Here is a 19,557-nt window from a genome sequence, read left to right as displayed (position 1 = left end):
CCTAAACCGCTTCGAGGACCACGGTGGGCAGGAGCAGGCAGCGATTCGCGCGAATGAACTGAGCCGCCAAGCGCGCCTGATGGGGGTCATCCTTGATCGCGTAGCGGATGATCAGGTTGGTATCCAGCGCGATCATCGCGCCTCGCCTCCTTCCCAGTCGATCGCCTCGCGCATCTGCTCCAGCGAGAGCGGCTGACCGTGATAGACGGACGGGGCGTCGTCAGACTCGAATTCCGTCGGCGCAAAGTCAGTCCCGGCGGTATCGATGCGGTGCCGGGTCAAGAGGAAATCCAGAAACTCTGCGAGCGCGATCCGCCCTGGCTCGTCGAGGATCCGCGCCTTTTGGTAAATCTCTTCAGCGTTGATCATGTCATCCTACCCGATCGTCTCGCTCGCAGATGTGGTGAGGGGAGCGTCGAAGTCGTCCGACACCCGATGCGCGCCGACGGCCTTTTTCGTCACTCCGGCTACTTCGGCGGGCGACGTGCGTCGACAGGCCATCTTGGCCTGATCTCGTTCCCACGCTCCAGCGTGGGAATGCGGTCCAGCCGCTCCAGCGGCCCGTGTTCCTGATACGCGACGCTGGAGCGTCGGGACTTGCTTCTACGCCGGAGCGTGGGAGCAAGAGAGAAAAAGGCATGTGTCGCACCATCAGGGCCGAACGGTCCAGCCCTTCCGTTTTCTCGACCTCCGGATGGACGGCACCATGAGCAATCAGGTGAAAGGCGGCGCACTCTTCCGGCTCTATGCCCCGGCTCCGCAGATTCCTGCGCAAGGCGTTCTGGGTCTTCGTAAAGCCGAGGTGCTGGCCCATGCGGTAATAAGGTTCGGTCGCGTGCGGGCTGGAGTTGTCTCCGGTGCGACCGACATAAAGCATTTCTCCCTTGGGCGTCTCCATCTGCCAGACATAGAGCCAGAAGCCGCGCTGAAGCATCGGCCCCGGTAATGTCATCCTGCATGTGGAAGGAGACGCCATGTCCTATAACTCCCCTCGAAAGGATCGGTGTTGGACGCAGGAAAAGAGGTTTGCCAGATACAAATACGACCTACTGCTCTGACTGCTTAGAAGATCTATTCCACCCAAGCGACGTTCGAACAGCTCTTGTTCATGTTTCGGGGGCAGCGGGATTTCGACGCAGGCCAATGTTTGACGTGTTATTTGTGGCTGCGCGGAGCCTGTAATTGCGTCATCAACACCTCTGACCCGCAAAGCCCACTCAAGATATCGTAATCCAACATTCGTGTTGTCTAGGTCATCTAGCGCCATGGCATTACCCGTCACATACGAAAAAGGATCACATACGTTGATGGTTCCACAGGTCGCTCCTCGGCAAGTGATAAGAACAGTAACTTGTTCATGGTTGTATTCTCTATAAAAACCGATCTTACCGTTTGCGCCATAGACGAGATAACCATGTTCTTCCATTTCGCTAGAGGGTATGGTTTTCCACTGCTTTGGCCGACAAAAAAGTGATAGTGGCACTTTTTCATATTGAGCTAGCCATCGTTCACGACTCCCAAACATCTCATAGAAAATCGCCTGCCCGAGGGAGTTGAGCCGGTCGATGGCGCGCTGCCGCAGGCGGCGCAGGCTATCGGCCTGATCGAGGATTGCCGCGATACGCTTTTGCTCTTCTAGTGGTGGGAGGGGGATTTTTAGTTCTTGAAACTTTGACTTAGAAATGATCGGAACAGTCGTCGCTGGTGCTAATTGCTCAAGAAGCGGTTTCAATCTTCTGCAAGCGTAATATCCGTACCTTGGGTAGATGGTCTTTCGATCAAACACAACGGAGTTGATTTGCTGGTTGGTGGCAAGCTCGCGGGCTGCAAAGCCAACTTTGCCGAGAGAGCCTATGCAACAAACCATTACCGAACCAGGGGGAACAGTATTCAGAAAACCTGCACCCTTATCAGTAAGCGTTCTCGGAGTTTCCTCTATGGGACCATCCGCATCAAGCTCAGTCGGGGTCACAAAAGGAATCGCCCCCCCCGAAATTCCAAGGATCAGATGTTGGTGGTGTCTTACCCGTTACAACTTTCCCAACCTCTTTTAAAGATATCATAGGCCAACTCATCCCAATATCTTCTCTAGCCGCGTCAGCCCTGCCGAAATCTCCCCCTCGATCTCGCGCAACTCGCGGATGATGTCGGCGGGCGCGTCGTGCTCGACATGCTCATGCTCGACCTTGCTTATAGCGGTTAAGTGACAGGTCATAACTGCCGGTGGCGGCAATCTCCGCCTTCGGCACGGAGAAACTCTGCGCGGTGCGAGGACGCTCCCGTTCGCTGCTCTCGCGCTGTTTCCATCTTGCCAGCACATCGGGCAGGTTGTTCTTGCCGTGCTCGTCTTTGCCGAGGGCTTCGCGCGGAACCGCCCCGAGCCTCTCGGGCGACAGCAGCGGCGTGCGCTTGTCGTCGAGCGAGTAGCCGTCGGCCTGCACGTCGTAGAACCAGACCTGATCGGTTCCGCCCACGCCGGTCTTGGTGAAGAACAGGATCGCAGTCGAGACACCGGCATAGGGCCGGAAGACGCCGGATGGCAGCTTGACCACGGCATCGAGCTTGTGGTCTTCGACCAGCATCCGACGCAGTGCCTGGTGGGCCTTGGATGAGCCGAACAGCACGCCGTCGGGCACGATGACGGCGGCCCGGCCTCCGGTCTTCAGGAGCCTCAGGAAGAGCGCCAGAAACAGAAGCTCGGTCTTCTTGGTCTTGACGATTTTTTGCAGATCCTTGGCCGTGCTTTCGTAGTCGAGCGATCCGGCAAAGGGCGGATTGGCGAGGACCAGAGAGTAGGTCCCGGCATCGGCGGTGTGATCCTGGGCGAGGCTGTCGCGGTAGGTCACGTTGGCGTTCTCGACGCCGTGCAGGATCATGTTCATCGCCCCGATGCGCAGCATGGTTGCGTCGAAATCGAAGCCGTGGAACAGCCCCTCGTGGAAGTGGCGGCGCTGCCGCTCGTTGCGGAACACCCTGGATGATGGGCGCGCAAATACTCCCCGACGGCGACCGGGAAGCCGAATGTCCCGGCGGCCGGGTCGCACATCACATCATCAGGCGTTGGCTCGACCATCTCGACCATGAGCTGGATGAAGTGGCGCGGCGTGCGGAACTGACCGTTCTGCCCGGCAGAGGCGATCTTGCCGAGCATGTAGTCGTAAAGGGTCGCCCTTGGTGTCCCGGTCATCCATCGGAACCTGATCCAGCATCTCGACCGCCTTGGCAAGCAGGGCGGGATTGCTGAAGCCCAGGCGCGCATCGCGCATGTGGCGGCCATAGCTGGAGCCTTCCTCGCCCAGCGTGCGCAGGAAGGGAAAGACGTGATCGGCGACCACATCTATCATCCGCCGCGGCTCGAAGTGCTTGAAGCGCGACCACCGCATGTCCTCGTAGGCGCAGCCTTTGTCGTCCTTGCCCAGCGGAAAGATCCGCCGATCCATCGGGATGCCGAGGGTCTGCGATTTGTTCTCCTCCAGGGTGTGCAGGTCGTCGAGGCGCTTGATGAACAGCAGGTAGGTGATCTGCTCGATCACCGAGAGCGGGTTGGAGACCCCGCCGGACCAGAAGGCATTCCAGATTTGATCGACCTGGTTGCGGATGTCACCTGTCAGCATGGTCTTCGTCGTCCTTCTATTCAGTCTTGGCCAAGATACCCTGCCTGCCGGTGGTCGGCCGGCTCAGTCTGCCCCGACGGGACTCTGACGTCTCGGTCACCGGGCCGCGAGGGTCGTCTTAGGCGAATACCGGAAACCCTCATACCAACGGCGTAGGTTGTGCCGAGCCGTGCGAGGCACAACCAACCGTCGGCGCAAGTTGTGCTTCCTATCGTCAGCACAACCTACGGGTATGGAAGTTTGCGGAAATCACCTTACGGCGTCTCAGGGACGCGGCTCCAGCTTCCACACATGCTCGGCGAGCGCGGTGAGGCCGCGTCGGCGAAAGTTCGGTGACTCGTCGATCACGTCGAAACTCGCCAGCGGCTCGATGTTGTAGCGGTCCCCGAAGCGCGCTTGCACCTCGTCGCGACCGACCGAGAAGGGCGGGCCGGACATCTCGGCCTGATCGTATTCGAGCGTGATCAGAAGGCTCTTTGCGGTCGCGGGCACGATGGTCTTGAAGTGCTCGGCGTAGGCCGGGCGCATCTGCGGGGGGAGGGCGATCAGCGAGGCGCGATCGAAGACGGCGCCGACGCCTTCCAAATGTGCAGGCGTGAGGTCGAAGTAGTCGCCCACGAGCACCCGTAGCTCGTCGACCGCGTAGGTGCGAAACGGCGGTGTCTCCGTCACGCGCGGTTCCAGACCGTTTTCGGCGAAGAGTTCCTTCACCCCCAGCTCGCTGATCTCCACCCCGACGACACCGTGGCCCCGGCTGGCGAGCCAGAGGAGGTCGAGTGTCTTGCCGCAGAGCGGGACGAAGACCAGGGTCTCGGGTACGAGCCCGAGACCGGGCCAAAAGTCTTGGAGATGCACGTTGATCTCGGGGAGATGCCAGCCGATCTCGCCATGTTTCCAACGGTCGAGCCAGAATTCAGGGGTCATGGGGGAAGTGGTGAGTGGTGAGTGAAGAGTCGTGAGCAGGGGGCTGACGGGATCGGGATCAGCGCGTGTCGTGTCGATCGCCGAGGCAGCGCGAGTGCGATTCGCGTGACAGACACGGCCCACGCCGAGGGTTTGTCCCGAGACCCGACGGAGGATTGTACGCCGATTGCGGCATGGAGACCTTCACCGGCGAGATCAAGTGCGGCCCGCTCGCCAGCGCAGTCTGAAGACCGACTGTCTGGATGCCTCCGACCGGTACGCCAGCCGTCCTGTCGCTCCGGCGGCCCGTGCTGCGGATGCGACGCTGGAGCGTGGGAGCAAGGAAGATCGGGCAGGCCATTCCACGCCGAGCGCGAATCCAAAAAAACCCGCTTGCGCGGGCTTGTTCTCAAGTGCCGACACGGGCGCTGCGACGCGGTAAGTGTCGAAGGCTCGGCAGCAATGGAAGGCGCTACTTGATCTTGCCTTCCTTATACATGACGTGCTGGCGGATGACGGGATCGAACTTCTTGATCTCCATCTTGCCGGGCTGATTGCGTTTGTTCTTGGTGGTCGTATAAAAGTGACCGGTACCGGCACTGGAATTGAGCCGGATTTTATCGCGTGCTGCCTTGGCCATGGTATGCCCTCCGGTTAGACCTTATCGCCGCGTGCACGGATCTCGCCCAGCACGGTATCGATACCGCGCTTGTCGATGATGCGCATGCCCTTCGTGGAGACCCGCAGCTTGACCCAGCGCTTCTCGCTCTCGACCCAAAACCGGTGGTCGTGGAGATTGGGCAGAAAACGCCGCTTCGTTCTGTTGTTCGCGTGCGAGACGTTATTGCCGGTAATCGGGCGCTTACCGGTGACCTGGCATACCTTGGACATGGCGGAATCCCTAGAATTCGGAGGTCGTGCTTCGGGGTAGAAAGAAGCGGAAAGCTAACATGTTTTCGCGATTCGACGCAACGCAAAATTCCTTGTCGTCGTCATCACCCCGCGTGCGCATGCGTTTCTCGGCCGCCGCAAGACCGTGACAACCGGGTGCAGCACGACTATACTTCCCGGCTCGGGCTGAGTGGCAGAGTGGTCATGCAGCGGCCTGCAAAGCCGTGCACCCCGGTTCGATTCCGGGCTCAGCCTCCATCATCAACCCCCGCAGGTACCCTTCTCGGAACTCTTCGTCGGTTGTCGACTCGGACGGTGTCGCCCCTTGTCGCAACTAAGGATCGAATGACGCACCGATCGGCGGACTCAGCCGGCAACCGTAAGCCTCACGCCGCGCCCGGGTGGCGAAATTGGTAGACGCAAGGGACTTAAAATCCCTCAGGGCAACCTATGCGGGTTCGAGTCCCGCCCCGGGCACCATCCCTCTTCGGACGGACTCATGTCGGAGCAAGACCCTCTCAAAGAGCTTCACATCGATCGCGCCGACCGTGACGGCGGCGGCCATCGCTGGCTTTGGCTCGTTCTCGTGATCCTCGCGGCCGGTGCGCTCGGCGGCGCGGCCTACTATGTGTTCTCCGAAAGTCCGATCCCGGTGGATGTCGTGATCGCGCAGGCACCGACCGCGGGTCCGACGGCCGTCCTGGATGCGACCGGCTATGTGATCGCCCGCCGCCAAGCGACGGTGTCGAGCAAGATCTCGGGCAAGCTCGCCGAGGTGTTGATCGAGGAAGGCGTCGAGGTTGAGGCGGATCAACTGCTCGCACGCCTCGACGACACAGACGCGAAGGCACAGCTCGATCTCGCCCGGGCGCGTCTGGCCGCGGCGCAGGCCCGGCTCGGCGAGATTCAGGTTCAACTTGAGCAAAACCGCCGAGGTCTCAAACGACAGACCGAGCTGCGCGCGCGTCAGTTGGCCTCGGAGGAGGCGCTCGAAACCGCCGCTACGCAGGTCGAGACCCTCTCGGCGCAGCTCGAGGCGCAGCGAAGCCAGGTGCGGGTGTCCGAAGCCGAGGTCGAGGTCGCGCAGGTCGCGTACGACAACACGGTCGTGCGCGCCCCCTTCGCCGGCGTGATCGTCGCGAAGGCCGCCCAGCCCGGCGAGATCGTCTCGCCGATGTCGGCCGGCGGCGGCTTCACCCGCACCGGCATCGGAACCATCGTGGATATGGATTCGCTCGAGATCGAGGTCGACGTCAACGAGGCGTTCATCAATCGCGTCAGACCCGATCAACCGGTGCAGGCTGTCCTCGACGCCTACCCGGATTGGACGATCCCGGCATCGGTGATCGCGATCATCCCAACGGCGGACCGCAGCAAGGCGACGGTACGGGTGCGGATCCGGATCGACGCGAAGGACCCGCGCCTGATCCCGGAGATGGGCGTGCGGGTGTCCTTTCTTCGGGACGATACGGAGGTCTCGGACGGCGCGACCGATGGGGTGCTGATCCCCGCGAGCGCGATCCGTGGCCATGACGACGGCAGTATTGTTTTCGTCATGGACGGCGATCATGTCCGGGAGCGGCAGGTGACCCCCGGCGAGGAGATCGGCGATCGACGCCTCGTCGTGCAGGGCCTGATCGCAGGTGAGCGCGTCGTGCGCGATCCGCCTCTCGCATTGGCCGATGGCATGCGGGTATCGCCGAGCGGCGGGGCCGAAACGCCGTGATGCCGAACAGATCGGATTGAATCGCCGGCCCGAACCCATGTCCGACATCATCGCGAGCCCCGAGCCCGGTAGCCCAGAACCCTTGGTCGCGATCCGCGGCGTCAGCAAGGTCTACGTGCGTGGCCGACAACGCATCGAGGTCCTGCATCATGTCGATCTGGATTTCCCGGAGGGCGATTTTCTCGCCTTGATGGGGCCGTCGGGATCGGGCAAGAGCACGCTGCTCAACATGATCGCTGGGCTGGATCTGCCGACCGAAGGGTCCTTGAGCGTTGCCGGGCACCGGATCGATCGGATGTCCTCGACCGAGCTTGCACGCTGGCGGGCGGCTAATGTCGGATTCGTCTTCCAGTTCTACAATCTCCTGCCGGCGCTCTCGGCGCAGAAGAACGTCGAGCTGCCGCTCTTGCTGACCCGGCTGTCGGCGGCCCGGCGTCGGCGCAACGCGGCGATTGCGCTCGATCTGGTCGGACTCGCCGACCGGGCATCCCACAAGCCGAACGAGCTTTCCGGCGGCCAGCAGCAGCGCGTCGCCATCGCCAGGGCGATCGTCTCGGATCCGACGCTTTTGGTTTGCGACGAGCCCACGGGGGATCTCGACCGCCACTCGGCCGAGGAGGTGCTGACCCTCCTGCAACGGCTCAACCGCGAATACGGCAAGACCATGATCATGGTGACCCACGACCCGAAAGCGGCCGAGTTTGCGCGACGGATCCTTCATTTGGATAAGGGGATTCTGGTCGAGCAGGCTGAGATCGGAGCCTGAAAGATGGGTTTCGCTGCGCTCTACCCATCCTACGCGTTGCTCCCGACTTCTGTTGGTAGGTGGCTGGTGGCTGGTGGCCGGAGGGTCTCCTCGCGATGAAATATCTCCCTCTTCTCTTCGCCGCGCTCATGCGCAAGAAGACGCGCACGCTGCTCACGCTGCTTTCGGTGGCGGCGGCCTTTGCGCTCTTTGGAATGCTGGATGCCGTGCGGGTGGCGTTCAACGCGCCTCAGAGCGTGATCGGGATCGATCGGCTCATTACGTCCTCGCGCCTCTCGCTGATTCAGCCCTTGCCCTATGCGGATCTGGCCCGGATCCAGTCGACGCCCGGTGTGAAGGCGGTCACCCATGCAAGCTGGTTCGGGGGTATCTATCAGGACCCGAAGAACTTCTTCCCGAATTTCCCGGTCGAGCCCGAGACCTATCTCGACATGTATCCGGAGTTGGTCCTCCCGCAGGCGCAGCGTCAAGCCTTCCTCAAGACGCGTACCGGAGCGATCGTCGGACAGGGTCTCGCGGATCTGCACGGATGGAAGGTTGGCGACAAGATCCCCTTGCGCCCGACCATCTACCCCAATCGCGACGGTGGAGAGGTTTGGACCTTTGACCTCGTCGGCATCTTCGAGGCCGCCCAGCCGGAGCTTCGTGCCGCGGAGAAGCAGATGTTGTTTCACCACACCTATTTCGACGAGGGGCGCGAGATCGGGCAAGGCACGGTCGGCTGGTATATCGTGCGGGTCGAGGACGCGTCGCAGGCCGACCGGATCGCGCAGGCGATTGACCGTCAGTTCGCCAATTCCGCCTCCGAGACACGCACCCAGAGCGAGCGCGAGTTCCAACTCGCCTTCGCCAAACAGATCGGTGACATCGGGCTCATCGTCACGGCGATCATGGCCGCGGTGTTCTTCACCTTGGTGCTGCTCACCGGCAATACCATGGCGCAATCCATCCGCGAGCGGATTCCAGAGCTGGCGGTGCTCAAGACGCTCGGGTTTACCAACCGCGCGATCCTTCTTCTCGTCATGGCCGAGGCGCTCGTACTGCTTTTGCTCGGGGGCCTGATCGGGCTCGTACTCGCCACTCTGGCCCTTCCGGTCATCGGCGAGGCCAGCTCCGGACAGCTCGACGTGGCGATGCGTCCGGAGAGCTGGCTGCTGGGGCTCGGGCTGATGGCGACCATCGGCATCCTGGTCGGACTGCCGCCGGCGCTCAAGGCGATGCGCCTGGGGATCGTCGATGCGTTGGCGGGACGATGAGCGAGCGACCGACGGCGTCGGGCGTTGCCCTGGATCAACTGCGGTCGACCTTGCCGACGGTCGCTGCGGGACTCGCCGTTGCAGCCTTCTTCGGGATCTGGATTCTGGTCCCTGCGCTCATGATCGCGCTCGCGCTGGTCTTCGTCGGCTGGCTGGTGCTGACGCGAACCGGGCGGCAGGCGCTCGCCGTCGCCCGGGTCGGGTTGAGCACGGTACCCGAGCGTCTCGGGGCGACCTCGGTGGTGGTGGTCGGCATCGCCGGGGTGGTCGGGGTGCTGGTCGCCTTGCAGGCGATGGCAACGGGTTTCGAGGCGACGCTCACGGGTGCGGGCAGCGACGACACCGCCCTGGTGCTGCGCGCCGCGGCCAACGCCGAGCTTTCCTCGGCGCTCGATCGTCCCTCCACGACGCTGATCATCCAGGCCCCGGGCATCAAGCGCGACGCGAACGACCGCCCCATTGCATCGGCCGAGGTGGTGGTCGTGGCCAGCGTCCCGAAGCGAACGACGGGGACGGATGCGAATCTCGAGGTTCGAGGGGTCGGCCCGGCCACCTGGCTGGTCCGTCCGCAGGTTCGGATCGTCGAGGGCCGCCGCTTCCGACCGGGATTGCGCGAGCTGATCGTCGGTCAGGGCGCGCTGCAACAATTCAGCGGGGTCGAGATCGGCGACAGCATCGTCCTCAACAACCAGGACTGGCGCATCGTCGGCGTCTTCGCCTCGGGCGATACGCACGAGTCGGAGGTCTGGGGAGACGCCGAGTCCATCGCGGCGGCCTACCGGAGCAACGGCTTTCAATCCGTCGCCGTGCGGTTGACCGAGCCGGCGGCGATCGAGCGCCTGCGCGCGGCCCTGAGCGCCGACCCGCGCTTGAGGGTCGAAGTGGAGACCACGCGCGCCTATTACGGCAAACAGTCGGAGCGTCTGACCAGGGTGATCCGGGCGGTCGGTATCGGGGTCGCCGTCATGATGGCGCTCGGGGCGGTCTTCGGTGCGCTCAACACCATGTATGCGGCGGTCGCGAGCCGCGCGCGCGAGATCGCCACCTTGCGCGCGCTGGGATTTACCGGACTGCCGGTCGTCGTTGCGGTCATGCTCGAGACCATGGCCTTGGCCTGTGCGGGCGGAATCCTCGGGGCCGGGATCGCCTGGGCCTTGTTTCACGGCTTCACGGTCTCGACTTTGGGATCGAACTTCAGTCAGGTGGTCTTCCAGTTCCAGGTGACCCCGGAGCTTCTGATCCGCGGCCTGCAATGGGCGCTCGGTATCGGATTCATCGGGGGCATCTTTCCGGCACTCCGTGCCGCCAGGCTTCCGGTGACGACGGCGTTGCGGGAGTCTTGAGGGGCTGCTTCGCTCGAGTTTAATTTGATCCTTGAATATGCGGCGCATAGACTCGGGATCCGAGGATTCACAGTCGCGCAACTTCCATGACCTGAAAAAGGCACCTAAACCGCGCCGGCTCCGACAATCGTCGAGTCTGCCGAGGCCGATTCCGTCCAAGAACATTACATGCTGCGCTGGGCGCGGTTCAAACACCCGGGGAAAGACGTCCGATGTCCCATACGCTCGTGCGCTACTCGAAGGTCGTGGAGATCGTCGGCGACCTGCTCAAGGTACTGGTTCCGCCCCCGGTGTCCGAGCAAGGCCAGCGTGTCGCGTTCGGTGACCTGGGTTGGGTCGAGGACCCGAGCGGTTTCAAATCGATGGCGCGCGTGATCAGGCTCGAAGGCGAGTTGGTGTCGCTTCAGGTCTTTTCGGGTACCAAGGGGCTCTCCACGCAGGCGTCGGTCCGCTTCCTCGGCCATCCGATGCGAGTGACCTACTCGCCGAACGTCCTGGGTCGCGTCTTTCGAGGCGACGGCACCCCCTTCGATACCGGACCCGGCCTCGCTCAAGACCCCAAGATCGAGATCGACGGCCCCTCGGCAAACCCGGCGCGCCGCTCGCTCGCCTCCAAGATGGTGCGCACCGACGTCCCCATGATCGACATCTTCAACTCTCTGGTGGAGAGTCAGAAGATCCCGATCTTCTCGGTCGCCGGCGAGCCGTACAACGCGCTGCTCGCACGCATCGGCATCCAGGCGGATGCGGACATCGTCGTCTTCGGCGGGCTTGGTCTGATCTTCGACGACTATCACTTCTTTCTGCGTCGCTTCGAGGACGCGGGCGTGTTCGCCCGCACCGTCATGTTCGTGAACCTCGCATCCGACCCCGTGGTCGAGCGCCTGTTGGTTCCCGATATGGCCCTTGCGGTCGCGGAGCGGTTCGCGGTCGAGGAAGGCAAACGGGTCCTCGTCCTGCTGAGCGACATGACCGCCTATGCCGACGCCATGAAGGAGGTGGGTATCGCGATGGAGGCCGTGCCGTCCAATCGCGGCTACATGGGCGATCTCTATTCCCAGCTTGCGCGACGTTACGAGAAGGCTGCCGACTTCAAGGACGGCGGCTCGCTCACCATCCTCACCGTGACCACGATGCCGGGCGGCGATGTGACGCACCCGGTCCCGGACAACACCGGCTACATCACGGAAGGCCAATTCTATCTCCACGACGGCATGCTCGACCCCTTCGGCTCGCTCTCGCGTCTGAAGCAGCACGTGATCGGCAAGGTCACGCGCGAGGACCACAGCCAGATCATGAACACCATGATCCGCTTCTACTCGGGCGCCCGCGATGCCGAGCAGAAACAGGCGATGGCCTTCGATCTGTCCGAGCTCGACATCCGCTTGATCAAGTTCGGGGACCTCTTCCGGGAGCGCTTCATGGACATCGATGTGAGCATCCCGCTGGAAAAGGGCCTGGATCTCTGCTGGCAAACCCTGGCCGAATGTTTCGATCGCGACGAGCTGCTGATGAAGGAGAACCTGATCGACAAGTATCTCCCGACGCTCGATGACGACGAGCCGATTCAAGCGGCGGCTTGACCCGGGACAGACCATCGCATGTCACGCGTCAGTCTCAGCAAGTCCTCGCTCGCCAAGCAGAACCGTGCCCTGCAGACCTACGAGCGCTACCTGCCTTCGCTCGATCTGAAGCGCAAGCAGATCATGACCGAGCGCGCGAAAGAGGTCCTGGCGCAAGCGGAGACCCAACGCAAGATCGCGGCACTGCGCGCGCGCGTGACCGAGAACCTGCCCATGCTCGCCAATCGCGAGATCGCGCTGACCGACCTGGTGCAGGTGCGCGGCGCTCGCCTCGGCGAGGAGAATCTGCTGGGAACGCGACTGCCCGTGCTCGAAGGGCTCGATCTCGTCAAGCGCAACTACGGCTTCTTGAGCAAACCCCATTGGGTGGACGTCTTGGTCGAAGCACTCTCCGAGATGCTGACGCTTCAAGCGCAACTGGCGCTGCACGATCGTCGTCTCCTTTTACTCGATGAAGCGGTGCGCAAGGTGACTCAGCGGGTGAATCTGTTCGATAAGGTGTTGATCCCGCGTACCCGCGAGAACATCAAGCGGATTCGCGTCCACCTCTCCGACGCCGAGCGTGCGGCGATCGTCCGCTCGAAGATCGCGAAGGGCAAACGACTCAGAGAGGCATCGGCATGAGCATTCAACGCCTGACGCGCCTGACCTTGGCCGGTCTCGCCACGGACAAGGACGCCGTGCTCGAGCGGCTCCAAACGCTCGGCTGTCTGCATCTGATCCCCTTGCGACCGGCACCGCGGGAGCCCGAGAAGGAGCCGGCCAGCCACGCCGTCGAGGCGCTGCAGGCCCTGCGCTACCTTCAGGATATGCGCGAGAAGCGTCGTCAGGTCCGTGACCCGGCGGGCTTCGATCTGCCCGGCACTATCGCGGCCGTCCTGGACAATCAGCAACGCCTGCGCGATACGAGCGACCGCCGCGATGCCCTGGTCGAGCGCATCGCCGAGCTTGAGCCCTGGGGGGATTTCACCCTGCCGCCCAAGCAGGATCTGGCCGGGCGCAAGTTTTGGTTCTACATCGTGCCGCAGCGCCAGATGGTGCAGCTTGCCACGCTCGAGCTGCCCTGGCAGGTGGTGCATCGCGACAACCGTCAATCCTGGGTCGTGGTGATCCACCCGGACGAGCCGCCCCGCGACGCCCTGCCGGTGTCGCGCACCCTGGCCGGGGCCCTGAGTCTCTCGGAGGTCCGCCGCCGTCTCGAGGCGGCCGAGCTGGAGCTCGAAGAGATCCAGGCCGAGCACGTTGCCTTAACCCGCTGGATCTACCTCATCTCGACACATCTCGCCCAAGCCGAGGACGAGGCGCAGCTTCGCCATGCACAGGCGCAGACGCGCGACGAGGAGTCGCTCTTTCTGGTGCAGGGCTGGGTGCCCGAGGACGCGGTCGCGCCGGTCGAGGCACTCGCCGAGCAACAGGGCCTGGCACTCTTGATGGAGGCGCCCGTACCGGACGACGCACCGCCGACCCTGCTCGACAATCCCGGCCCCATCGCCGCCGGCCAGGACCTGGTGGCCTTCTACCAGATGCCGGCCTACGACTCCTGGGATCCCTCGCGCGTGCTGTTCTTCTCCTTCGCGGCCTTCTTCGCGATGATCCTCTCCGATGCCGGTTACGCCGCCCTCCTGGGCGTCCTGTTGCTGGCCTATTGGCGCAAGATCGGCAGCAGCGCGCTCGGCGGGCGCCTGCGCATTCTGGCCGCGGCACTGGTCGGCACATCCCTGGCTTGGGGTGTCCTGGTCGGCAGTTATTTCGGCTTCGCACCCCGGCCGGACAGCCTCCCTGGCCATCTGCATCTGCTCGATATCAACAACTTCGAGGTCATGATGCGGTTGTCGGTCGGGATCGGCGTGGTCCACCTGATCCTCGCCAATCTCGAGATGGCGGGCGCTCAACGCGGCCGAGCCGCGGGGCGTGTGGCCATCGGCTGGATCGCGGTGATGCTGGGCGGCTTTACGCTCTGGATCGCGGGCGATGTCGGCGCACCAGAGTGGGTGATCCTCTCGGCACAGGTCCTAATGGGCCTCGGGCTCGCCGTGGTCCTGCTCCTCGGCAGCGATCGTCGCGTGGACGGCGTCAAGACGCTTGCCCTGCGCGGCTTCGACGGCCTGAGCAACCTGGTGCGGGTGACCCAAGTCTTCGGGGACGTGCTCTCCTATCTGCGACTCTTCGCGCTCGGGTTGGCCTCCGCCTCGATGGCCATAACCTTCAACGGCTTGGCGCGCGATGTGGCGACCGAGCTGCCCGGTCTGGGACTGCTGCTCGCCATCCTCATCCTCCTGGCCGGACATGCGCTGAATCTGCTGCTCGCGCTCATGAGCGGCGTGGTCCACGGGTTGCGGCTCAACTTCATCGAATTCTACAACTGGGCCCTGGCCGGCGAAGGCTACCCCTTCAAACCCTTTAAACGGACGGAGTTGCGCGAATGAATGAATTTGTGGTTGCGCTGGGCTGGGCCGGACTCTTCTCTCCTATGGCCCTGGGTGCGATCGGCAGCGTCATCGGCTGCTCCGTGGCCGGGCAGGCGGCGATCGGGGCGATGGTCGACACCGATTCCGGCTACGGACGTTACATCGGCGTCTCGGTGATGCCCTCCTCGCAGGTCATTTACGGCATCGTCATCATGTTCAGCCTGCAGCGCGACGTCACGCCCGTGACCGCACCGGCGCTCTTCGGCATCGGTCTGCTGTCGGGTCTCGCGCTGCTCTTCTCGGCGATGCGTCAGGGTCAGGCGTGCGCCTCGGCGATTCATGCGAGCAAGACCAAGCCCGAGATCTTCGGTCTGTCGTTGGCGCCGGCCGCCATCGTCGAGGGTTTCGCCGTGTTCGCCTTCGTGTTCGCGCTGGTGTTGGCCGGCGGGATCCCCGGATGAGCCGCACGAGCAGCGAGGGGCGCGACACCATGACCACAGAAGACAAGGGGGCACTCAAGGGCCTTGCATCGTCCGGCGTCGAGGCGCTGATCGAGCGGCTGCGCGACGAGGGCGTGCAGACCGGTCAAGCCGAGGCGCAGCGGATCGCGGCGGAGGCGCGGCGCGAGGCCGCCCGCATCGTGCGTGAGGCCGAGAACCGCGCCAAGGCCATCCGCGAGGCGACCCAACAGGAGGTCGATGCGCTGCGCAAGGGCGGCGAAGAGGCCCTGCGGATCGCCATGCGCGACACCGTGCTGCGGCTCAAGGCCGACCTTTCCGATCGCTTCAGCGACGAGGTCAAACGGCTGATTGCCGTCAAGATCGAGCAGGAGGCATTCCTTGAGCGTTTGATCCTGGAGGTGGCCGCCGAGGCACGCACGGAGGCCGGGATCGACGCCGGACAGGCCGTCGAGGTCCAGTTGCCGAAGGCCTTGGTGAGCCCCGAGGAGTTGCGCCGCAACCCGCTGGAGCTTCGCGAAGGATCCTTGTCGCACTTCGTGCTCTCCTTGGCGGGCAACATCCTAGCCGAGGGCGTGACCTTCGGGGTCGCTGCCGGAACGGACGGCAAGGGCATCCGGCTCGCACTCAAGGGCAAGGACGTGCACATCGACCTGACCGACGAGACGGTCGCCGCGACCCTGCTCGCGCACCTGCAACCACGCTTTCGGGCCATCCTCGAAGGCATGGTGAAGTAAGGATACGAGACGACCGTGGCGCACTCCGACCGTTACGCGATGCTCTTGAGCGCGTTGCCGTATCATGGCCCGCTCTTCGGTGCAAAACAGACCCCCTTGTCGCGCATTCGACTGAACCAGCGTCTCGCCTTGCTGGATCCGGTAGAAGCGGATTGTCTGCACCACGCCAGACGCCTACTCGAATGGGCCCAGCAGGAGCCCGACCGGACCGACGCACAGTCCGTGGTCCGAGCCAAACAGGTCATCGACGGGATCACGAACCCCTTTATCCGCGATCTGGTGACCTGGCGTCTTGAGATGCGCACGCTGGTCGCCGCCCTGCGGCGGCGGCACCGCGGCGAGTCCGCGCCGCGCGATCGCCGCTGGGGTTTCGGCCGCTGGACGAGCCGGATCATGCAGCACTGGAACGAGCCCGCCTTCGGTCTCGAACGCGCCTTTCCCTGGCTGCCCGAGGCCGAGCGTTTGCTCGCCCGCGGCGCCACCGTCGATCTGGAGCGCCTGCTGCTCGGTGCGGTGTGGAACCACTTGGAGAGCTGCAGCGACGGGCACTATCTCGATTTCGAGGCCGTCGTCATCTACGTCCTGCGCTGGGACATGATCGCGCGCTGGACGACGTACGACGGCGCGGAGGCCGCACGACGCTTCGACGAGCTGGTCGAGCAGGCGATGGCGGGGGTCGAGAAGAGCCTGCGGCCGTCCGCCGCTGCTGCCCGACCGGAACGCATTTAAACCGCGCCCGGTGCAGTATGCGATGTTTTTGGATGGGATCGGCCGCGGCAGACGTGACGACCGCTGGAGCTGGCGCGGTTTAAAGTATTGAAAAATTTTAAACTCTAAACCGCGTCTCACTGGGATCAAGAAAATCTCCGAAGCTAAGCGAGCAATGAAAACGACGCTTGTCGCTCTGGACGCGGTTTAGACGCGGTTTAACCCTGTCGACCGCTGGCTCGACGTCGGCGCCCTACTGGATCAACTCATGGCAAGACACACGACCCGAGGCAAGCCCAAGCACGAGGACCGGTCGCGTGCATCCGAAGGCGCCTCCCCGACACAGGACCTCGCCGAGATGCGCGACGACGCACCGATAGTCCCACAGGCACCCGCGACACAGGCCGACGCACTCGCACGGGTGATCGCGGTGCAGGAGAGCCTGGTGACCATCGAGGCCGGCTGGGAGAAGGGGACGCGCCGCCCCCTGATGAAGAACGAGGTGGTCCTCATCCTGCCGCGACGGGTTCCCACCGATGGACGCCAGGAACGGCTCAAGGCCGAGGTCCTGCGGGTGCGCGGCGATACTGCCGACGTCCAGGTGTTCGAGGATACGCGTGGCATTACCATCGGCGATCCGGTCGAGCAGACCGGCGAGATGTTGTCGGTCATCCTCGGACCCGGCTTACTGGGTCAAGTCTATGACGGCCTGCAAAGCCCGCTCGACAAGATCGCCATCGCGCATGGCATCTTCCTGCCGCGCGGCGTGGACGTCGATCCGTTGGACCGAGAGCGCAAATGGTCCTTCGTCCCTGCCGTGTCGCAAGGTGCGCGCCTGGGGTCCGGCGGCCTGCTCGGCACGGTCGCGGAGGGTCGCTTCACGCACAAGATCATGGTGCCGTTCGACCAGGTTGGCGAGGTCGAGGTCACCTGGATCCAGGAAGGGAGCGTGACGCTCGACACCCCGGTCGCGCGCATCCGCGATGCCGGGGGCGAGGAGCACTCGGTCGACCTGACCCAGCGCTGGCCGGTCCGCCGCCCCCTGACCGAGCAGATGCTGCGCGCGCGCACGACCGAGCGGCTCTATCCGAACGAGCCGATGATCACGACCATGCGGACCATCGACACCTTCTTCCCGGTCGCGCGCGGCGGGACCGCCTGCATCCCCGGCCCCTTCGGTGCCGGCAAGACCGTGCTGCAGCATTCGCTCGCCAAGCATGCGGACGTGGATATCGTGCTGGTGGTTGCCTGCGGCGAGCGCGCGGGCGAGGTCGTGGAAACCATCCAGGAGTTCCCGCGCATCAAGGACCCGGCGACCGGCGGCTCGCTGATGGACCGCACCATCATTATCTGCAATACCTCCTCCATGCCGGTCGCGGCGCGCGAGGCGTCGATCTACACCGGCATCACCATCGGCGAGTATTACCGCCAGATGGGCTATCACGTCCTACTCCTGGCGGACTCGACCTCCCGCTGGGCACAGGCGATGCGCGAGACTTCGGGGCGCCTGGAAGAGATTCCGGGCGAGGAGGCCTTCCCGGCCTATCTGGAATCGGCGATCCGCAGCGTCTACGAGCGCGCCGGCCTGATCCGCAGCGCCGACGGCAGCTTGGGAAGCCTGACCATGATCGGCACCGTCTCCCCGGCCGGCGGCAACTTCGAAGAACCCGTCACGCAGGGCACGCTCAGCACGGTCAAGAGCTTCCTCGGGCTCTCTTACGACCGTGCGTACCGCCGCTTCTACCCGGCGATCGATCCGCTGATCTCCTGGTCGCGCTACCTGGAGCAGTTGTCCGACTGGTATGCCCGCAACCTGGATCCGACCTGGACCGAGCGCGTCAAGGCCCTGAAGGATTCCCTTGTCCGCGGCGACAGCGTCCAGCAAATGATGCAGGTGACGGGCGAAGAAGGCATCACGACGGACGACTATGTCGTCTATCAAAAGGCGCTCTTCCTCGACATGGTCTTCCTCCAGCAGGACGCCTTCGACGATGTCGATGGCGCGGTCCCCATGGATCGCCAAAAACTCACCTTCGACCGCGTCTGGGGCATCGTCGAGCAGGAGCGCAGCTTCGAGGACAAGACCGCGGTGCGACACCATTTCAACAAGCTGACTGGCCTCTTCAAGAACTTCCACTATGCCGCACCCGAATCGCCGGACTACACGCGTCTGCTCGCCGAGATCGACGCGATGACCCACTGACATGACGGGCTGTCGGATATCAATGGAAATGACGGAAGCCCCGAAGCCTGTCGCACCAAGATCGATCGATGGATTCCAGCTCGTCCGGGATGCCGGCAAGCTCTGGCTCGAGCACAACGCCTTCAGCCATGCCGGCGCCTTGGCCTTCTTTACGCTCTTCTCCCTCGCACCCACCTTGGTCATCGTCGCCGCGGTCTTGGGCCTGGTGCTGGGCGAAAGTGCGGCCCAAGGCGAGATTGCCGCCCGGCTGCAGGACGCCATCGGGGTCGGCGCGGCTCAAGCGATCGAGCACGCGGCCTTGATGTCGCGGGTGGAGACGACGGGCTTGATGCCGACCCTGCTCGGGATCGGCGCCGTCGTGGTTGGTGCAACCACCGTCTTCGCCCAATTGCGCTTCTCGCTCAACACCATCTGGGGTGTCAGACCCAATCCCGAAAGCAGCGGTCTGTTGCACATCGCCATGACGCGGATCTTGGCCTTGTTCGTGGTCCTTTTGATCGGTCTGGCGTTGTTGCTCTACAGCGTGATCAGCACAGCGCTGAGTACGATCGCGCCCTACCTGGACCTGTCGTGGCCGGGCCTGGAGCTCTTGTGGAGTGGCGGGCAATCGGCGATCGCATTGCTGATCGCGACGGTATTCATCGCAACCCTGTTCAAAGTGATGCCGGACGTGATCCTCTCTTGGCGGGATGTGATGATCGGCGCCATTGTCACCGCGCTGATGTTCGCAATCGGTCGCTACGGCATGACCCTGTTTCTCGCACACACCGCGAAGGCGTCCACCTTCGGAGCGGCGGCCTCGTTGGTGATCGTCCTGTTTTGGGTCTATTTCTCGGCGCTGATTCTCTTACTGGGCGCGGCCTTTACGCGAATGCATCTTCAGGCGCGCGGCAAGCCCGTTGTCCCCCGAAAATCGGCGGTCAGGGTCACGCAGGAATTCGTTCGGCAATCGCCTTAGATG

The 19,557-nt window shown here is 63.6% G+C and carries 22 protein-coding genes and 2 tRNA genes; 15 read left to right on the top strand and 9 right to left on the bottom strand.

Features of this window, described 5'->3' with window-relative positions; genetic code table 11:
- Position 1: 1 nt before the first annotated feature.
- Together AADX97_RS08025 and AADX97_RS08020 are read right to left on the bottom strand one after the other, a co-directional pair.
- Complete coding sequence (locus tag AADX97_RS08025) at positions 2-136, bottom strand: hypothetical protein (protein ID WP_374233567.1); 135 nt, start codon at positions 134-136, stop codon at positions 2-4.
- Positions 133-369: a hypothetical protein gene (locus tag AADX97_RS08020; protein WP_374233566.1), complete on the bottom strand. Its 237-nt coding sequence runs from the start codon at positions 367-369 to the stop codon at positions 133-135. Before AADX97_RS08020 ends, AADX97_RS08025 begins: the two co-directional genes overlap by 4 nt.
- 325 nt (positions 370-694) lie before the next feature.
- Between AADX97_RS08020 and AADX97_RS08015 the strand changes: the two genes are divergently transcribed.
- Complete coding sequence (locus AADX97_RS08015) at positions 695-946, top strand: hypothetical protein (RefSeq protein WP_374238610.1); 252 nt, start codon at positions 695-697, stop codon at positions 944-946.
- Positions 947-979: 33 nt separating this feature from the next.
- Here AADX97_RS08015 and AADX97_RS08010 read toward each other — a convergent pair whose 3' ends face one another.
- From AADX97_RS08010 to rpmB, 7 genes are all read right to left on the bottom strand, one after another.
- Entirely contained in the window at positions 980-1,981 is a 1,002-nt protein-coding gene (locus AADX97_RS08010; protein WP_374233599.1) for a restriction endonuclease subunit S, read from the bottom strand.
- A 193-nt stretch (positions 1,982-2,174) separates the two neighbouring features.
- On the bottom strand, positions 2,175-2,972 hold the full coding sequence (locus AADX97_RS08005) for a class I SAM-dependent DNA methyltransferase (RefSeq protein ID WP_374233564.1): 798 nt from the start codon (positions 2,970-2,972) through the stop codon (positions 2,175-2,177).
- Positions 2,879-3,151 carry an N-6 DNA methylase gene (locus AADX97_RS08000; RefSeq protein WP_374233563.1) on the bottom strand — a complete coding sequence of 91 codons (273 nt, stop codon included), beginning with the start codon at positions 3,149-3,151 and terminating at the stop codon, positions 2,879-2,881. The genes AADX97_RS08005 and AADX97_RS08000 overlap by 94 nt, the downstream gene beginning before the upstream one ends.
- Entirely contained in the window at positions 3,054-3,614 is a 561-nt protein-coding gene (locus tag AADX97_RS07995) for a type I restriction-modification system subunit M N-terminal domain-containing protein (protein ID WP_374233562.1), read from the bottom strand. The genes AADX97_RS08000 and AADX97_RS07995 overlap by 98 nt, the downstream gene beginning before the upstream one ends.
- A 264-nt stretch (positions 3,615-3,878) precedes the next feature.
- On the bottom strand, positions 3,879-4,538 hold the full coding sequence (gene tmpT / locus AADX97_RS07990) for a thiopurine S-methyltransferase (protein WP_374233561.1): 660 nt from the start codon (positions 4,536-4,538) through the stop codon (positions 3,879-3,881).
- Positions 4,539-4,989: 451 nt separating this feature from the next.
- Positions 4,990-5,157, bottom strand: coding sequence for a 50S ribosomal protein L33 (rpmG, locus tag AADX97_RS07985; RefSeq protein WP_007193702.1), 168 nt, complete (start codon positions 5,155-5,157; stop codon positions 4,990-4,992).
- 14 nt (positions 5,158-5,171) lie between these two features.
- Complete coding sequence (rpmB, locus tag AADX97_RS07980; protein ID WP_213456440.1) at positions 5,172-5,408, bottom strand: 50S ribosomal protein L28; 237 nt, start codon at positions 5,406-5,408, stop codon at positions 5,172-5,174.
- A 184-nt stretch (positions 5,409-5,592) separates the two neighbouring features.
- Between rpmB and AADX97_RS07975 the strand changes: the two genes are divergently transcribed.
- From AADX97_RS07975 to AADX97_RS07910, 14 genes are all read left to right on the top strand, one after another.
- A tRNA-Cys gene (locus AADX97_RS07975) sits at positions 5,593-5,666 on the top strand.
- A 137-nt stretch (positions 5,667-5,803) separates the two neighbouring features.
- Positions 5,804-5,888: transfer RNA gene (locus AADX97_RS07970), tRNA-Leu, on the top strand.
- Positions 5,889-5,907: 19 nt separating this feature from the next.
- The gene (locus AADX97_RS07965; protein WP_374233560.1) at positions 5,908-7,134 is read left to right on the top strand and encodes an efflux RND transporter periplasmic adaptor subunit; all 1,227 of its coding nucleotides are present in this window, start codon (positions 5,908-5,910) and stop codon (positions 7,132-7,134) included.
- 37 nt (positions 7,135-7,171) lie between these two features.
- A complete protein-coding gene (locus tag AADX97_RS07960; RefSeq protein WP_374233559.1) occupies positions 7,172-7,900 on the top strand; it encodes an ABC transporter ATP-binding protein in 729 nt (242 codons plus the stop codon).
- Positions 7,901-7,995: 95 nt separating this feature from the next.
- Positions 7,996-9,156, top strand: a complete 1,161-nt coding sequence (locus AADX97_RS07955) for an ABC transporter permease (protein ID WP_374233558.1) — start codon at positions 7,996-7,998, stop codon at positions 9,154-9,156.
- Positions 9,153-10,499 (top strand): ABC transporter permease, encoded by a 1,347-nt coding sequence (locus AADX97_RS07950; RefSeq protein WP_374233557.1) that lies wholly within the window; start codon positions 9,153-9,155, stop codon positions 10,497-10,499. Before AADX97_RS07955 ends, AADX97_RS07950 begins: the two co-directional genes overlap by 4 nt.
- 212 nt (positions 10,500-10,711) lie before the next feature.
- Positions 10,712-12,082: a V-type ATP synthase subunit B gene (locus AADX97_RS07945; RefSeq protein ID WP_374233556.1), complete on the top strand. Its 1,371-nt coding sequence runs from the start codon at positions 10,712-10,714 to the stop codon at positions 12,080-12,082.
- Between the two features lie 18 nt (positions 12,083-12,100).
- Entirely contained in the window at positions 12,101-12,706 is a 606-nt protein-coding gene (locus tag AADX97_RS07940; protein WP_374233554.1) for a V-type ATP synthase subunit D, read from the top strand.
- On the top strand, positions 12,703-14,508 hold the full coding sequence (locus AADX97_RS07935) for a V-type ATP synthase subunit I (protein ID WP_374233552.1): 1,806 nt from the start codon (positions 12,703-12,705) through the stop codon (positions 14,506-14,508). Before AADX97_RS07940 ends, AADX97_RS07935 begins: the two co-directional genes overlap by 4 nt.
- Positions 14,505-14,951: an ATP synthase subunit C gene (locus tag AADX97_RS07930; protein WP_213456425.1), complete on the top strand. Its 447-nt coding sequence runs from the start codon at positions 14,505-14,507 to the stop codon at positions 14,949-14,951. The genes AADX97_RS07935 and AADX97_RS07930 overlap by 4 nt, the downstream gene beginning before the upstream one ends.
- On the top strand, positions 14,948-15,685 hold the full coding sequence (locus AADX97_RS07925; protein ID WP_374233550.1) for a hypothetical protein: 738 nt from the start codon (positions 14,948-14,950) through the stop codon (positions 15,683-15,685). Before AADX97_RS07930 ends, AADX97_RS07925 begins: the two co-directional genes overlap by 4 nt.
- Positions 15,686-15,700: 15 nt before the next feature.
- The gene (locus AADX97_RS07920; RefSeq protein ID WP_374233549.1) at positions 15,701-16,414 is read left to right on the top strand and encodes a DUF2764 family protein; all 714 of its coding nucleotides are present in this window, start codon (positions 15,701-15,703) and stop codon (positions 16,412-16,414) included.
- Positions 16,415-16,751: 337 nt separating this feature from the next.
- Positions 16,752-18,596 (top strand): V-type ATP synthase subunit A, encoded by a 1,845-nt coding sequence (locus AADX97_RS07915; protein ID WP_374233598.1) that lies wholly within the window; start codon positions 16,752-16,754, stop codon positions 18,594-18,596.
- A 28-nt stretch (positions 18,597-18,624) separates the two neighbouring features.
- Positions 18,625-19,554 (top strand): YihY/virulence factor BrkB family protein, encoded by a 930-nt coding sequence (locus AADX97_RS07910; protein ID WP_374233548.1) that lies wholly within the window; start codon positions 18,625-18,627, stop codon positions 19,552-19,554.
- Positions 19,555-19,557: the final 3 nt, after the last annotated feature.

This window comes from Thiocapsa sp. C2-2m (assembly GCF_041903745.1).
GTDB classification, from domain to species: Bacteria; Pseudomonadota; Gammaproteobacteria; order Chromatiales; family Chromatiaceae; genus Thiocapsa; species Thiocapsa roseilacustris.
This window is presented reverse-complemented; position numbering and strand designations above follow the sequence as displayed.